Raw genomic sequence first — 16,939 nt, forward strand, 5'->3', positions numbered from 1 at the left:
ATTAATTCTTTAACTGTTTATTTATGCTTCAGATGTATTGCGAACCTTTGTCTGGTACATTACATTAGGTTTGGTCCCTACATATTCCAGCGCGTGATACATACGGTCATCTTCACTCAATGCTGCTATCTTGCTGGATTCGTCATTCACATCTCCAAAGACAATAGCTCCTTTATCACATGCTGAAGAACAGGCTGTCTGGAATTCTCCATCCTCTATCGCCCTACCTTCACGCTTGGCATCAAGAATAGTTTTTTGAGTACGCTGAATACAGAAAGAACATTTCTCCATAACACCTCTGGAACGTACTGTAACATCCGGGTTCAACACCATACGACCAAGGTCGTTGTTCATGTTGTAATCAAACTCGTCATTCTTGTTGTAAAGGAACCAGTTGAACCTTCTCACTTTATACGGACAGTTGTTTGCACAGTAACGTGTACCCACACATCTATTGTAGATCATTTGGTTTTGCCCCTGGCGCCCGTGCATAGTAGCAGCAACAGGACAAACAGTTTCACAGGGAGCATGATTACAATGCTGACATAACATTGGCTGGAAAACAACCTGAGGATTATCTGAAGCAATTTCCATTTCTCCAAACTGAGACAGGGAATCACCCAAACCACTCATATTCTCCTTCTTCTCAATATCCTGCTCAAAAGTCTCTTCAGAAGAATAGTAACGATCAATACGCAACCAGTGCATATCACGGTACTTTCTCACCTCTTCTTTACCAACTACAGGAACGTTGTTCTCGGCGTGACATGCAATCACACATGCCCCACAACCTGTACAGGCATTAAGATCTATAGACATTTTAAAGTGGTGACCTACAGAGCGGTCAAAACCATCCCAAAGGTCAACATCTGGTGATGTAACAGGTGTCTCTACGTGGTTAAGAGAAACTTCGGGCATATTATTCCACACGTGAGAATCTTTAGTATTAAAGATCTCGAGCGTAGTTTCCTTTATAATATCATTCCTACCCATAAGAGTAGTATGCAACTGCAAACACGCAAATTCATGCACTCCTGCAGCTTTTTCTATAACAACTTTTTGGTGAGCGTTAAAATCCTGGTAAAGAGGATAAGCATTCACCCCAACCTGCATTTCCTTCTGGACACCTTCTTTTTTACCATAACCCAACGCTAAAGAAACAACTCCCTTAGCCTGACCCGGCTGAATGAAAACAGGCACTCTCTCAAGCACAGCATCTCCAACCTTAAGGTTTACGTAACTTCCATTAAGCGCCCCATTAGATACATGTTCATTTTCAAGACCAAGCTCTTCGGCATCGGCTTTCGAAATTTTAAGATAGTTATCCCAGGAAGCTCTTGTAATTGGATCTGGCAATTCCTGCAACCATGGGTTGTTAGCCTGGTTTCCAGACCCTAAAGCCACAGATGTGTAAAGTTCAAGTTCAAGACCTTCACCCTGCGCGGCAGAAAGATTCCTAACAGCTGCACTCTCGTCAAAAGAAACGGAAGTTGCAGTTTGATCGGCTCCCACTTCAGTAGTAAAAGGAGAAGTCCCTTCAAAAACTCCGTCGTGAAGCGCATCAATCCAGGAACCGGCGCCCATAGCTCCTTCCCAGGTCTGTTTTAAATAATCTGCGTATGAAATATTATTATCAGTCCATCTTAGGAGTACATCCTGGAACTGACTTGTGTCAAAAAGAGGCCTGATAGTTGGCTGCATCAACCCGAATTTTTGAGTTGTAAATTCTACATCACCCCAACTTTCAAGATAGTGAGGTGTGGCAGCAACATAATCTGAAAGGAGCGCCGTCTCATCATTTTTCATTGAGAAGCTAACCTTAAAGTCAACACTGGCCATTCCTTTAGCAAATTCATCTGCAAACGGTAAGCTGTAAGCAGGATTAACTCCGGCAATAAGAATAGCTCCCACCTGCCCGGCCTGCATATCGGCTACTAATTGCTTAACAGCAGCAGCATTACCCTGGCGCAGCATTCTCGGGCTTGCGGTATTCATCACTCCACTACCAAGAGCTTCGTTTATAGAAAGCGCAAGAGCCTGTGCATCTACATCAGGAATTCCTGTAACCACCACGGCACCGCTTCCTGCTTTACGCAGCTGTCTTGCAGCTTTAACAAGTGCATCATCAATATGCGCAGGTAAATTACTGGTAGAAGCACCACCTGTCACATACCCATGAAGCGCAGCGAGTGCAGCCTTTTGCTGAGAAAGCGTTAAGGTTACCCTCCTGTCGGCATTGGCACCACTAAGCGTGAAATTAGATTCAAACTGAACGTGTCTGGACATTTTTCCATTCTTCGGAATACGTCCTTTTGCATAAGCAGCATCATAGCCACCACCTGCCCAGTCACCCAGGAAGTCAGCTCCAATAGAAACAATGACTTCAGCTTTAGCGAAATCATAGCTCGGAAGAGCTCTACGACCATAACGTGCCTGGAAAGCTTCAAGTGCAGCATCTTCAGAAACTGTATCATAAACAATGTGACGTACATTCCCATACTTCTGTGAAAACTCACTAATGAGCTTAGAAGTAGAAGGGCTGGCGAAAGTTTGGGTCAATAAAACAATCTCCCCATTTACGTTGTTCAGCTTCTCTTTTACTTCCCGGTCAAATTGCTCCCAGGAAACAACTTCTCCATTGGCCAATGGCCTTTGAAGCCTTTTATTATCATATAAAGAAAGAACAGATGCATGCACCCTGGCATTGGCACCCGTTGTCCCCATAGTATTCTGCTCAATTTTTATAGGACGACCTTCACGTGTCTTTACAAGAACACTTGAAAAATCAAATCCATCAGCCATAGTAGTAGCATAGTAATTTGCTACCCCCGGCACAATCCTTTCTGGCTGCACTACATAAGGAATAGACTTCATTACCGGCCCTTCACAGGCAGCAAGAGAAGCCGCTGCAGTACTAAAACCAACGTACTTCAAAAAGTCTCTCCTAGAAGTAGTTGAACTTTCGAGAGTCTCTTTGTTACCCAAAAATTCATCTGTAGGTATTTCTTCCACAAACTCTTTTTGGCTGTGCGTCTCAACAATTGAGCTGGATTCCTTCAGCTCTTCAACACTTTTCCAGTATTTCTTGTTTGATGACATATGCTTACTTTCTACTTTTTAAATTAATAATGGCACTTGGCACATTCAATTCCACCCATTTGGGCAACAGTTAATTCCTCTACCCCATATTTTTTAGAAAGCTCTTCATGAACTTTCTCGTAATATTCATTCCCCGCAGTACGTACGTTTGTCTCACGGTGACAATTCACACACCATCCCATAGTAAGAGGTGCATTTTGATACATAATCTCCATTTCCTCAACAGGACCGTGACAGGTTTGACAGGCTATCCCGCCAACTTCCACGTGCTGTGAGTGATTAAAGTATGCAAAATCGGGAAGGTTGTGAATCCTTATCCATTTTACCGGCTCGGTTTCTCCCGTATAAGCCTGCTGTGAAACATCCCAGCCTACAGCATCGTATAGCTTGGCAATTTCACCATCATAGAATTCTTTAGAGTACTCTTCAGTAGCGGTAGCTTCAGCCACTTCGCTAATTGATTTATGACAGTTCATACAAACATTCAATGAAGGTATCCCTGAAGTTTTAGACACCCTGGCCGAACTGTGACAGAACTTACACTCAATCTGGTTATCACCGGCATGAATTCTGTGCGAGAAGTGAATTGGCTGAATTGGCTGATAACCTTTATCAACACCCACCTGCATCATCCAGCCATACGCGAAGTAAGACCCAACAAGAACAAGTATAACAGCAGTCACTATAACCAGGAACTGGTTTTCAACAAAAGATTTCCAGATTGGCTTTGCTCTTTTTTCCTTTACCGGCAATTCAACCCCACTGGCAACAGCAAACCTCCTCAACGTCTTATTCACGAGGTAAAGGATTACCAGCAACATTGAGAGAACGAAAGCAAGGATTCCAAGAAGAATATCCGTAGAAACCCCTCCACCTCCTTGTGCGGCATCACCAGAAGCAGCTGTTCCCGCCTGTTGTTCCTGCGGCACTGCCTTTGGCGCATTTACATAAGCCAGGATATTATCAATATCACTATCACTTAATTGTGGAAAAGGAGGCATCGCCACCTGGTTGAACTCATTAAAGATCTCAACCGCCTGCTCATCTCCAGAGGCAATTAAAGCCTGAGAGTTTTTAATCCAGCTGTGCAGCCACTCGGTATCTCTTCTATCCCCCACACCTCTAAGTGCCGGACCAATAGAGTTACCATCAAGTTTGTGACAGGCAGCACAAAGCGTGTTAAAAAGCTCTTTCCCGGCAGCTTCATCCCCACCCGAGGTTGGCGCCTCCACATTAGATTCCTGAGGCCCCTGAACAGTTTCCTGCCTATCGGCTTCATCTGTAGAGAGCGGTGAATCCTGAGGTGCTTCCTGAGCTAAAAGAAGTGCATTAAAAGAGAAAAACAGGGATACACTAAAGAATACTATTCGAGCTGCTGAATGGCGGTATTTCACCTTTTTCATATTATAAGTTGAATTAACGTCTTATTTGGTATGATTTTTAGTATAATTAAAACGTGATTATTGTCATGTTTTAGTCACTAAAAATTTACCGACAAAAGTAATACTTAAGTTCGATTTGAAAGGATAGCCAAATAATTTATAACTATTCTAAATAAGTGTTAACAGCAGAATTGAACAGTAAAGTTATACTTTTGTATTTCAGAAAAGTAGTAAGAAATGTTCAGAAAAAATAAAATAATACTCACTACCGCACTAATTATTGGAGCAGTAGCTGCCACAACGGCTCAGGAAGGACAGGTACGCATTAACCAGGATGAAACCATACCCGCACTTTTAGAGAAAAAAACCGAAATGGTGCAGGATGGGATTATTGGAGAACGCTACAGAATACAACTATTTTCAGGAGATAATAACCAGGCCAGCAAAGTGATCAAAGAATATCGGTCACTCTTCCCCGAGTGGTCATCTACCATAGTGTTTGAGACGCCAAACTACAAAGTATGGATAGGAAACTTCAGGAACAGTCTGGAAGCCGACAGGACTTTACTGCAAATAAAAAAATCTTTCCCGGCAGCCTTCAGGTTTAGACCGGAAAAGAGATAATAAACTTCAGTAAAAAAATTTCTTCGGAAGAATTTCAGAAGCCATTGAGAGTAACTATTCACCATCCGAAGCTACTTTACACACTTAATTTTCCATCGTAAAAATCGAATTATTCAAAAATAAGGTGCCAAAAATGGCATTTTTGGAGCGTCTTTACCTGGAATAATGCAAGACCGGAGCGGGCATTTCTACAACTGCCGGAAATTTAAAAAGCATTTATTGAATCAACAGGAAGGTTTTTTGTCGGGTATTAAAAAATCATCTTATTCTTCGATCTTAGGATGGTCTTCATACCAGTCATTAAAAGTCTTTTTTGTAGAATAATCATCTACAAGCACCTTATAAACAGTTAAAAGCCACCAGGCCTGCCCCACCAAAACGGTATAAAATACAATGTTATAGGGAGCATTGTAAAATACAAGTGCGGCCACTAAGATCAAAAAGATAGTAGCTATAACTACGTAAAATTGTGCTGACAACTTCATATCTTTAATTTAGTGAAGAGCCAAAGGACACGCAGTTAAGAGATTACTAAATCAGGGATTTTTAGCAGAAGTTTGACGTTTGGTTAAGATGTTATTAATAAGAAGTATACCTGCCGTTAATGGCAAAAACAGGCTGCAATAGGCAAGCCAGCGAAAATAGTTCTCAAAAAGAGCCATTTCCTGCCAGGTTACAAAACCTTTGTAAAAGATAAGCGTTTCGGTAGCCAAAAAAGCCAAAAAGTACAGCCAGAATACCCACTTTGGAAGGCTTAGCAACCGGTGATGAGCGAGGAATGCAAAGAGACAAACCGTCACTATTCCCAGGAACACCCAATGCAGGTAACCTATGACAAAATCGGGGAAACTGAAGGCGAGATTTGCGAACCACGGCAAAGCTGAAAACAGCTGTAAAATAAGCTTAAAGGCCAGTGCAGCGCCTGCTATCTTTAGTAAAAGCTTCAAAAAGGGGGAAAAATGAAGTTGTTTCCAGAAGGGCGAAATGATCTTCCAGAAATTAACGAACGCCATGATCTGAAATATCGCTCCGGCACCACCCAGCACATAAAAGATCCAGTGTGGGTCTACCCAAAGCACAGACAGGAAAAAACTCAAGATTACCGCTACATTTATCTGCCAAAAGAATCTTCTAAAATGCCCTTTTTGAGGCCTCAGGTCTTGTTGCTCCATGAAATAAAAGAAAATTCCCAGCAAAGCGAGGATGAACCAGGCATTGTATTGAAAATGCAGGTAGTAATAGATCGCCATTTTATACCAGATGCTCGCACTACCCATAGTGGCCATAATTCCGCCCAGCGCCCAGGGGCCAATGCTGGAGAAAACCATGTACCAAAGTGCAGCCCTTATAAGCTTAAAGGAATAGGTGGTTTTATACTGTGAAGGAGTCTTCTTCAGGATGAACCAGGCCATAAAATAGGAGGCAAAGAGAAAAAGTGTAGAAAAAGTGATTGAAAAAAAAGCGTACCCGGTAAACGGAAAGGTGAGCATCATTCCTATTAAAGTAATCTGCGTAAACCAGAATATTCTTTTATAGATTTTTCCGAAGCCAGCTTCAGCAAAATACATTTTGTAGATCATTGTGGTGAGGGCAATATAGACCCAGCCCAACAAAGCGATATGAGAATGCGAGTGCACCACGTACCTGAAATTTGCCGGAATAGGGATTACAAAAAAGAATCGCAGGAATGTTCCCAGCAGCCCCACGAGAAAAAAATATCCCAGGGCGATATTGGCGTGCTTCTTTAAACTGATCATTTTTTAAAAGTAGGAAAAAGAGAGGAGGCAAAAAACTGCATTTTTGACACCCCCTTCACGGGAGCGATGCCAGCTCTTTGCCTCCTCCTTTATATTAAGCTTCCTGATATTCTTTTTCGAGTATTTTCTTCTTATTGGCCGGTAGCTTTTTACGACTGTCTAGACTAAAGACAAACCATACGAAGGCAAAGAGGCCGACAGCAAATATAGTATCCCCAATAGCCCTCAACCAGCGCAGGGTATCCATTCCAGGTTGTTGCATGAAATCGGCTGAACGCGCATACCACATTCCTTCATTCACACTGGCAACCGTTTGAAGTAAACCTATAGGAAGTATACTTAACAGCACCATAAGAATAAGCCCGATATTAATAGACCAGAAAGAGAAACTCAGTAGTTTATCATTCCAAACCTGCACTCTAAAGAGGCTTCTTAACACAAATAACATGAGACCGATTCCAAGGAACCCATACACCCCGAAAAGGGCAGTGTGTGCGTGAACGGCTGTGGTGTTAAGGCCCTGCATGTAATATAGCGCAATTGGAGGATTTATGATAAAACCGAAGATCCCTGCTCCCAGGAAGTTCCAGAAGGCTACAGCTATAAGGCAATAGATAGGCCACTTATAATCTTTAAGCCATGCGGTTGCCCTGGAAAGTTTATAATTCTCATAAACTTCGTACCCAATCAAAACAAGAGGTACAACTTCAAGGGCACTAAAGGTAGCTCCCAAAGCCATAACCGCAGTTGGAGTACCACTAAAGTACAGGTGGTGAAAAGTTCCTAAAATACCCCCCGAAAGGAAAATAATAGTAGCCAAAAGCACACTTAGCGTAGCGGTTTTTGTTCTCAATAAACCTAATCTCACGAAAAGGAAAGCAGATACTACTGTAGCAAATACTTCAAAGAAGCCTTCTACCCAAAGGTGAACCACCCACCAGCGCCAGTATTCGGCGATTGCAAGATTGGTTTGACGGCCCCACATAAGACCAGCCCCATAGAATAAGGCAATTGCAGCAGAAGAAACCAAAAACATAATAAGCAGGTTCCTTTCTGAAGTTCTTTGTCTTATCACAGGAATGAGCGGTCTTACCATAAGTGCCAGCCACACGAACAATCCCACAAAGAGAAATATTTGCCAGAACCTACCCAGGTCAACATACTCATAACCCTGGTGCCCGAACCAGAAGTTCTCGGCTAATCCAAGTTTTTGCATAATTCCCATCCATTGCCCGGCCATAGAACCAAATACAATAACCAGCAGGCAAACAAAGAGGAAGTTCACTCCAAATTTTTGAAACTTCGGATCTTTTCCTGAAACAGCAGGCGCAATGTAGAGCCCTGTTCCTAACCACGCAGTGGCAATCCATAAAATACCAAGCTGCACGTGCCAGGTCCTTGAAATGGAGTAAGGGAGAATATCTGCGAGGTTGAGACCATAAAAGCCATCACCCTCCACACCATAATGCGCAGTCACCACACCAAAGGTCACCTGTATAAGGATAAGCACACAAACTATCCACATATACTTTTTCACGGCCAGCATAGAAGGAGTAAGGGTTTGATCCATTAGCGGATCTCTTACCGGTCTTTCCAGCTCTTCTTCCTCTTTCATCCTGGCGTGATAGAACACCATTATTCCTATTCCTACAAGAAGAAGGATGATACTAAACCCTGTCCATATTAATAGATCACCCGTAGCTTTATTGCCAACAAGGTCATCTGGAGGCCAGTTATGGGTATAAGAAACTTCACTTCCGGGTCTTTCGGTAACTGTTGCCCAGGTGGCCCAGAAGAAAAACCCTGCCATTTGATGCATCCTGTCCTCATCCTTAATAGAATTTTCAGGGATAGCATAAAAATTCCTCAGTTCATCAAGCTCAGGGTTATTCATAAAAAGCCCCTTATAATAATCGCTGAGATATACTACCGCCCTTGCCCGCATAGGAGAAATTGTGATAACATTTTCAGCTTCGTTATAAGTATTCTCTCTTAACTCCAGCTGCAACCTTCTTTCCAGAAGCGCCTGCTTTTCACTTTCAAGTTCATCATAGGACAGGTTGTAATCATCCTGAGACCACTCATTCAGAATAAAAAGCGCTTCGCGGTGAAGCCAGTCTGCAGTCCAGTCGGGAGCCTGATAAGCCCCATGACCCCAAATAGAGCCAACTTCCTGGCCACCCATACTTTGCCACACATTTTGCCCATCTTTGATATCCTGACCTTCAAAGATAATTTCACCCTCGGTAGTAACTATCTTCTCGGGCATTGGTGGTGCTTTTTGATAAATTTCAAAGCCGTAGTAACCCAGAACAGCAAAGGACACCGTTATGACCAGCAAGAAAGCGATCCATAATTTTTTTTCTTTACTCATATTTAAGTCATTAAAAGCCGAAAAGGAAACACGAATAAGCAGGTTTTCTTTTCGGCGGAATTAGGGATTTATCTTATTATTTCACTATTGATTAGAACGCAACTCTTTTTCAAGTAAAAGAGATTTTGGAAAAAGGATGTTATTTTCAAGATGCACGTGCTGGTGAAGGTCTTGTTCAAATTCTTCAAGTTTGGCATAATAAGCCTTATAAGTATTACAGGCACCTTGTGGAGGTGTGTAATTATTGCTCAATTTGGCAATCCTTCTAAGCAGTTCCCCGGCATCTTCATGTTCAGTCTCCATCATTTTAATAGGATTATCTACACTTCCAAAATGAGCAACAGGTAGTTGGGTATTCTCTTTTTTAGCTCTTACCATTTGCTTAATGAACGGGAAAAGGATCAACTCTTCCTTTTTCAAATGAGCACTAAGCTCTCCTGCAACTTCTTTCACCAGTTCTTTTATTTCCAAAAGTTCGGTGTAGTGTGATCCATGAACCTGCGCCACTCTTGCAGAATACTGAAGCAATAGTGGAATATTCTCTTCTACATAAGAGTGGTGAACGTTTATAATATGATCTGTAAGAAAATCAAGCTCCCATCTGTTATAGTTTGTGGCTCTTGAATTTGTTTGATCTACATTGAGAAGTTCCCGGGTTAGCAGGTTGTAATCAACATTATATTTTTCACAGGCTTTGTCGAGGCTTATTCCGCCACCACAGCAAAAATCTATTCCGTGCTTTTTAAAAATGTGTGCAGTTTTAATGTTCTCGGTCACCATTTCTGCAACTGTTTTACTCTGTAAATTTTCCATGATCGTATTATTTTAGATTAACAGGAGTTTAAATTTGAGTTACAAAGATGGCGCAAGCAAAGAGGCTTGTTTATGAGGTGAGTCATATAGGATAATTTTGTCCTATTAATTTGTGTTAAAAAAAATTGGCACCTCCTATAGTTGAAGATGCCAATCAAAAAACAAACTAAATAATACTAATCTAAAACAAACTATTAACCATGTAAAACCAGTAATGGCAACTGGTTTATAAAAGGAATATTCTCATTTTCCTCATTGCGCAGAAACTTTTGGCAGAGGTTGAGGTTTTTTGCCGCTAACACGATCATGTCTACATCGCGATTGGCAATAAGGATTTTTTTAGGGTTTTGATCTCTCGAGGTGTAATAGGTTTGCAACACAGGAATCCTTGGGGAAAAGGAATCCTGAAGAAATTCCCTGTTCTCTATTTGCTCTACCGAGGGTTCTGTTTCACTACTAAAGATCTCAAGGATCTTCACATTGGCTTTTGAAAGTGAAGCAAGATTTAAAAGGGTACGCAACACCTTACTGCCGTAGTGTATTTTATAATCTGTAGGAAAAAGGATTTTCTTGTGCTCTTTGAAGGAAGCATATTCAGAAATGGCCAGCACGGGACATTTCACTTTCATCATCACATCGGAAGTATTTTTTCCGATTACCACACCTTCCTTGTTTGTTTTTCCTTTAGTTCCCATAAGAATGAGATCTATCTGTTTCTCCTGCACTTTGGCTCTTACGGCATTGATAAGATAATCGGCTTTAAAACAAACATTGTAGGTATGCTCGGGGTTGGTACGAATACTTTCCAACCAATTGATGAGCTTGTCAAAATTTTCCTTGACTTCAGAAGACATAGACATATAGCCAGTCGTCATTTTATCTACCGGAACCGGGAATACGTTCAGCAAATGAAAATTGCAGGGAGTATCCTTAAAGAACTGCAGCGCATATGCTGCAGCATTCCTGCTATTTTCAGAAAAATCGGTAGGCAAAAGGATATTCATCATCAGTCACATCTATTTACCCGGCAAAAATATGCAGGAAGACAGGCTGAAAAAATGATAAACATCAGTTATTGAAGTATTCTAAAAAATAAGCAGAATCAACTGATTTTCTTGAGGGCCTCTACGTTGAGCAACTTTATATTACGGCCTTCAATCTCGAGCAATCCTTCTTTTTTAAAATCAGAAAGTGTACGGATAAGGGTTTCTGAAGCCATACCTGCCACACTGGCAAGATCACTCCTGGAGATCCTGATACTCTGAGTGGGATGTCGTCTAATTTTTTGAGAAAATAAAAGGATGGTTCGTGCTGCTTTTTTTCTTACAGATCCATAAGCCATTTCAAGCAGCTGTTCTTTAATACCTGTAATATTATCACCCATTACATCGATAAGTTCCAGGGTTATATTGCTGTTTTTCATGAGTATTTGCTTCAACTCCTCTTTTGAAACCGCATAGACCCGGGTTTCTTCCATAGCTGTAGCATATTCACTATAGACATCACTCTTTTTAAAGGAAGTATTTCCAAAAAAATCTCCTTCTTTATATATAGAGGTAATAAGCTCCTTCCCGTACTCGTCCATACGGTGGCTTTTTACCACGCCTTTATCAACAAAGAAAAAGTGGTTACCCAGCTTCCCTTCTTCATAGATGGTTGCACCCGCCTTGAAAGTTTGCTGCTCGTACTTTTTAACTTCTTCCCTAAGTTCCTGGAGAGAATTAATTTTTTGCTGGTTTTCTTCTGAAGCATCAGGCTGGCCATTCTCCTGAAGCTTGCTCAAAATTGCCACTTTTGCCAATCGGCTTTCTATAGCACTCATAAGCTCTTCTTCTTCAAAAGGCTTCGTGAGGTAGTCATCTGCCCCAAGATCCATTCCGCGGCGAATATCTTTATGTTCGGTTTTGGCTGAAAGAAAGATAAACGGAATATGCCGGGTTTGCGGATCCTGAGAAAGAGCCTCAAGAACACCATACCCATCCATTTCGGGCATCATTATGTCACAAACAATGATATCGGGCAGTTCCTGTCTTGCCACTTCAAGACCAGAGCGCCCGTTTGCTGCTGTGATCACATCATATTCTGCCAGCTCCAAAAGTTCAGCTGTATTTTCCCGTACTACGGTATCATCTTCTATAAACAATACTTTTTTCATTCTTTCACTATAGGTAGTTCTACAATAAATTGTGTTCCGCGGTTTTCTTCACTACTAAAAGAGATGGTTCCTCCCAAATTCTCAAGATGTACTTTGGCGATGTTAAGTCCAATTCCCGTACCCTGATTTAAAAGGGCATTTTCGGCCCTAAAATATCTTTCAAAGATATGTTTTTGATCTTTAGCAGGAATCCCCATTCCCTCATCGGTCACTAAAAACCTTATCTTCTTTTCTTCAACTTCTATTTCAAACTTAATAAGAGTATCCTCGGGAGAATATTTTATTGCGTTGCTCAATAAATTTGACAACACGAGCTCCAGTATTTTTTCATCCTGGTGCAATACTATATTATCAATGTCTCGTGTATATTCAATATTTTGACCGCTCTTCAAGGTGACGTTGGCATTGTAAACAACCTCATTCACCACCTTACTAAGGCTAAAACTGGTAAATTTATAGTTCACCTTACCACTCTCTAACCTTTCGATAGACAAAAAGTCATTGAGAATATTGTCGAGGTAGTGCACCTTGCTTTTTATGGTATTGAGATGCTTCTCGCGTTTTTCCTGTTGTTCTTCGAGCTTATACTTTCCAGCAAGAACCACCGAAGTTAAGATCCCGCTAAGGGGCGTCTTAAATTCATGAGACACCAGGGAAAGAAATTTAGTTTTTAGATCACTGAGCTCTTTTTCCTTTTGAAGGGCAGTTTTAATGCGGTTTTCAGCCTCTTTACGGCGTTTAATTTCCAGTTCAAGACTTTTATTGGCATTTTGGAGCTTTTGAATACTCTCTTCCAACTCCTTTGTCCTTACTTTGATTTTCCCTTCCAACTCATTATTGAGTTCTGTAATTTGCCTTTGCGCCTCCTTCCTAACAGAGATATCTATAATAAGAGACATCACGTACCTCTCTTCTCCAATTTGAAACGGATTAAGGCCGGCTTCTACAGGGAATTCATCACCGTTCTTTTTAACACCATACAAATCTCGCCCATGGCCCATTTGCCTTTTTTCACTGTCCTTTAAAAAACCTTTAAAATGAGTGGGATGAGCAGAACGGTATTTTGGCGGTATCAGGAGGTTTAAAGGCTTCCCTTTTAGCTCTCCTTTATTGTAACCAAACATGTTATCTGCAGCCAGGTTACTGCTCACTATTACCTGATGGGTGTTAACAACTATAATACCTTCTGAAGCAGCTTCAAAAAGTACATTAAATACGGTCTGGTCTGTTTCAAAAGTTTCCAGGTGATTATCTGCGGCAGTGCTCAATACCAGATTTTTTTTAGATGAAGGTCAAATTTAAACAATTTAGAATAACTCAGGCCTTAAAGGCAAACAGAAACCAAAAATGCCATTTTTGAAGGGTCTGTAAATAAAGGATCCGGGGAGAAAAATATTCCTCACCGGATCCTTTGTTGTAGTTCTACTATCGACAACATCATACATTCAATCGGGCACCTGTAAAACCACAACTATGCTGCGTGCTCCTCTTCGGGAGAAACATAGTCTTTATCTGCCGGCAAAAGGCGGCTTGCAAGTTTGGTAACGCCCATAGCTATAAGCACGGCGGTGATTACAAAAAGCAGGAATTTGACCATAAGATTATCTTCCAGCACACTGCTGTAAAAAGTGAGAATAATCTCTATAGCCAAAAAAGCTAATTGTAAACTTGCCTTTAATATCATATAAAAAGAATATGGGGTAAAGATACGTTTGTAGCAAATTTTTTTAGGCCTGTTTTCAAGGTTTGACGCAAATTTAACGTATGGCTTTCAATTGCTTAACTCAAACGAGTGAGTTGGCTTAAGCAATAAAATTAAACCCTACTGAAGCCAGACCCCGTACTGCTGTTTCGACTTCAGGTTTTCCTGTTAATTTATATACTTCAGCATTAGCTAAAAAGCTGCCAAAAAAGTGATTCAGAAGAAAAAATCTTCCGCAGAGATCCTGAAAATCAAAAGCAAAGACATAGAAACCCACCTCTCAAAAAAGGCATTTTGAAATGCTATTTTTCGAGCCTGAATGTGATCACCGGGCTGTTTGCATGATTTACGAGATCTTCACTGATGCTTCCATTAAAAAAATGCGACAGGCCTTTGCGCCCATGAGTAGCAATTCCCATAAGGTTAGCATTAATTTTTTTAGCAAAATTTAAGATTCCCTGTTCTACAGAATCATCATTAAAGACATGGAATTCGTAATTATCGAAATCTACACCTTCCATATATTGCTTCAGTTTTGTATCACATTCATTGGAAGTCACAAATTCATTTGCAGTGTTTACATACACAAAATGAAGGCGAGCTTTAAATAGATCTGCCAGCTCAATCACTTTTTTGAGCACTTCCCTCCCAGTAGTTTCGAGGTTGGTTGCAAAAACAAAATCATTGACCTCAAATGCAGCATGATCATTCTTGACTACGAGTACAGGAACCTTAGAAGTTCGCACCACTTTCTCGGTATTTGAACCAATAAACATTTCTTTTAAACCAGATGCACCCTGTGAACCCATAACAACAAAGTCGCAATTATGCTTCTCGCTGGCTTCCAAAATGCCGTCAAATGCTTTATTTACTTCTACAATATCATGCACTTTTATATTTTTAAGATAAGGGCGGGAAAGAAGTTCATCAAACCTCTTTTTGGCCAGTTTCATAAAAAATATAGCTTCGGGCAAATCGTTGGAACGGGTCTCTCCTACTGGGTTCGCCATATCTACAGGCAACTCGATTAAATGCAAAAGATAAATTTGGGCATTGAATTTTTGAGCGAGTTGAGCGGCTACTTTTAAGGCATTTTCAGCCTGTTCCGAAAAGTCGGTAGGCACAAGGATATTTTTCATAGCAAATTGTAAATAGGTAAGGTTGATTTAGTTATAAAACTACAAATATTTTTTCATTCTAATTCTTGTTTTCGTTCTACAAAAATATTACTATATTTGCACCGTTGAAGGGAAAAAAGAACAACGAGGGGACAAAAAGTCCCCTCTTTTTATAGCCAAACCCGCGAATGTTACGAGAGAAAGTAGAAAAATTACTGCAAGAAGCTTTCGAAGAAAATAATTCATTATTTTTAATTGAGCTCAACGTTAACGACTCAAACCATATTACAGTCATAATTGATGGTGATAAAGGAGTGTCTGTAAATGATTGTATTGCGGTAAGCCGTAAGATTGAATATAACCTTGATCGCGAAGAACAGGATTTTTCACTGGACGTATCGTCGGCTGGCGCTTCCAGCCCCCTGGAAATGCCAAGGCAGTACCAGAAAAATATTGGAAGAATTCTTGCGGTAACCACAACTGAAGGAGATAAGATCGAGGGCACATTGACCTCTTTTGAGGATGAAAAGATTACCCTCAAGTGGAAGGCCAGAGAGCCTAAACCTGTTGGTAAAGGAAAAGTGACCGTAAATAAAGAAGCTGTCTTGCCTTTAGAGGATGTAAAAGAGGCAAAGGTGGTAATAACATTTTAACAGACATAGGATATGGAAAATATCGCGTTGATAGATTCGTTTTCAGAATTTAAGGATGATAAGTCTATAGATAAGCCAACACTAATGGCAATACTTGAAGAGGTATTGCGTAGTGCGCTTAAAAAGAAGTACGGAGAAGACGATAACTTTGATATTATTGTTAACCCCGATAAAGGGGATCTTGAGATTTGGAGAAACAGGGTTGTTGTGGCCGATGGAGAAGTAGAAGACCCTAACCAGGAAATTTCACTTACCGAAGCCCGTAAAATTGAACCCGATTTTGAAGTAGGGGAAGATGTTTCTGAAGAAGTGAAGTTGATAGACCTTGGGCGCCGTTCCATTCTGTCTTTACGTCAAAATCTAATTTCAAAGGTTCACGAACACGATAATACCAATATTTACAAGCACTTTAAAGAGCTTGAAGGAGAGATCTACACTGCTGAAGTTCACCACATTCGCCACCGCGCGATAATTTTACTGGACGATGAAGGTAACGAGATCATACTTCCTAAAGATCGCCAGATACCTTCAGATTTCTTCAGAAAAGGGGAAAATGTGAGAGGAATTATTGAAAGCGTGGAATTAAAAGGAAATAAGCCAGCCATTATTATGTCAAGAACTTCTCCCCTATTTTTGGAGAAACTTTTTGAGCAGGAAATTCCTGAAGTATTCGATGGCCTGATTAATGTTAAGAAGGTGGTTAGAATTCCTGGAGAAAAAGCAAAAGTAGCTGTAGACTCCTATGATGACCGTATTGATCCTGTTGGAGCCTGTGTGGGGATGAAAGGGTCAAGAATCCACAGTATTGTTCGCGAATTGGGCAATGAAAATATTGACGTGATCAATTTCACTACAAATAATCAATTGTTAATCACCCGTGCTTTGAGTCCGGCGAAAATCACTTCTCTTAAGATAGACGAAGAGAACAAGCGGGCCGAAGTAATGTTAAAACCCGAAGAAGTTTCAAAAGCGATTGGACGTGGCGGGCATAACATAAGATTGGCAGGACAATTGACAGGTTATGAAATAGACGTGTTTAGAGAAGGTGTTGAAGAAGATGTTGAATTAAGAGAATTTGCAGATGAGATCGATGCATGGGTCATCGAAGAATTTGCTAAAATTGGACTTGATACAGCAAAAAGTATATTAGAACAGGATGTAGATGATCTTGTCAAAAGGACCGACCTTGAAGAAGAGACTATTCGTGAGGTGATGAAGGTTCTGAGAGAAGAATTTGAAGAAGAGAATAAAAGTTAAGAATA

Annotated in this window: 14 protein-coding genes; 3 read left to right on the forward strand and 11 right to left on the reverse strand. The window is 40.8% G+C overall.

Features of this window, described 5'->3' with window-relative positions; genetic code table 11:
- Positions 1-21: 21 nt before the first annotated feature.
- Positions 22-3,099 (reverse strand): TAT-variant-translocated molybdopterin oxidoreductase, encoded by a 3,078-nt coding sequence (locus V5739_RS05460; RefSeq protein WP_423819944.1) that lies wholly within the window; start codon positions 3,097-3,099, stop codon positions 22-24.
- 23 nt (positions 3,100-3,122) lie between these two features.
- Positions 3,123-4,502 carry a c-type cytochrome gene (locus tag V5739_RS05465; protein WP_423819945.1) on the reverse strand — a complete coding sequence of 460 codons (1,380 nt, stop codon included), beginning with the start codon at positions 4,500-4,502 and terminating at the stop codon, positions 3,123-3,125.
- Between the two features lie 216 nt (positions 4,503-4,718).
- On the opposite strand from V5739_RS05465, the gene V5739_RS05470 reads away from it, so the two are divergent.
- Positions 4,719-5,105 (forward strand): SPOR domain-containing protein, encoded by a 387-nt coding sequence (locus V5739_RS05470; protein WP_423819946.1) that lies wholly within the window; start codon positions 4,719-4,721, stop codon positions 5,103-5,105.
- A gap of 263 nt (positions 5,106-5,368) precedes the next feature.
- Here the strand turns inward: V5739_RS05470 and V5739_RS05475 are convergent, their stop codons facing one another.
- From V5739_RS05475 to V5739_RS05515, 9 genes are all read right to left on the reverse strand, one after another.
- Complete coding sequence (locus tag V5739_RS05475; RefSeq protein WP_423819947.1) at positions 5,369-5,590, reverse strand: hypothetical protein; 222 nt, start codon at positions 5,588-5,590, stop codon at positions 5,369-5,371.
- Positions 5,591-5,641: 51 nt separating this feature from the next.
- Positions 5,642-6,862: a hypothetical protein gene (locus V5739_RS05480; protein WP_423819948.1), complete on the reverse strand. Its 1,221-nt coding sequence runs from the start codon at positions 6,860-6,862 to the stop codon at positions 5,642-5,644.
- Between the two features lie 94 nt (positions 6,863-6,956).
- On the reverse strand, positions 6,957-9,236 hold the full coding sequence (locus tag V5739_RS05485; protein WP_423819949.1) for a nitric-oxide reductase large subunit: 2,280 nt from the start codon (positions 9,234-9,236) through the stop codon (positions 6,957-6,959).
- Between the two features lie 84 nt (positions 9,237-9,320).
- Positions 9,321-10,049 carry an iron-sulfur cluster repair di-iron protein gene (gene ric / locus V5739_RS05490; protein ID WP_423819950.1) on the reverse strand — a complete coding sequence of 243 codons (729 nt, stop codon included), beginning with the start codon at positions 10,047-10,049 and terminating at the stop codon, positions 9,321-9,323.
- A 194-nt stretch (positions 10,050-10,243) separates the two neighbouring features.
- Complete coding sequence (locus tag V5739_RS05495) at positions 10,244-11,056, reverse strand: universal stress protein (protein WP_423819951.1); 813 nt, start codon at positions 11,054-11,056, stop codon at positions 10,244-10,246.
- 95 nt (positions 11,057-11,151) lie between these two features.
- Positions 11,152-12,204, reverse strand: a complete 1,053-nt coding sequence (locus V5739_RS05500; protein ID WP_423819952.1) for a response regulator — start codon at positions 12,202-12,204, stop codon at positions 11,152-11,154.
- Entirely contained in the window at positions 12,201-13,472 is a 1,272-nt protein-coding gene (locus V5739_RS05505) for an ATP-binding protein (RefSeq protein ID WP_423819953.1), read from the reverse strand. Before V5739_RS05505 ends, V5739_RS05500 begins: the two co-directional genes overlap by 4 nt.
- Before the next feature lie 203 nt (positions 13,473-13,675).
- Entirely contained in the window at positions 13,676-13,888 is a 213-nt protein-coding gene (locus V5739_RS05510) for a hypothetical protein (RefSeq protein WP_266068378.1), read from the reverse strand.
- A 320-nt stretch (positions 13,889-14,208) separates the two neighbouring features.
- Complete coding sequence (locus V5739_RS05515) at positions 14,209-15,045, reverse strand: universal stress protein (RefSeq protein ID WP_423819954.1); 837 nt, start codon at positions 15,043-15,045, stop codon at positions 14,209-14,211.
- Between the two features lie 167 nt (positions 15,046-15,212).
- On the opposite strand from V5739_RS05515, the gene rimP reads away from it, so the two are divergent.
- A complete protein-coding gene (gene rimP / locus V5739_RS05520) occupies positions 15,213-15,677 on the forward strand; it encodes a ribosome assembly cofactor RimP (RefSeq protein ID WP_423819955.1) in 465 nt (154 codons plus the stop codon).
- Between the two features lie 12 nt (positions 15,678-15,689).
- The gene (nusA, locus tag V5739_RS05525; RefSeq protein ID WP_423819956.1) at positions 15,690-16,934 is read left to right on the forward strand and encodes a transcription termination factor NusA; all 1,245 of its coding nucleotides are present in this window, start codon (positions 15,690-15,692) and stop codon (positions 16,932-16,934) included.
- Positions 16,935-16,939: the final 5 nt, after the last annotated feature.

This window comes from Salinimicrobium sp. TIG7-5_MAKvit, assembly GCF_049569215.1.
Taxonomy (GTDB): Bacteria; Bacteroidota; Bacteroidia; order Flavobacteriales; family Flavobacteriaceae; genus Salinimicrobium; species Salinimicrobium profundisediminis.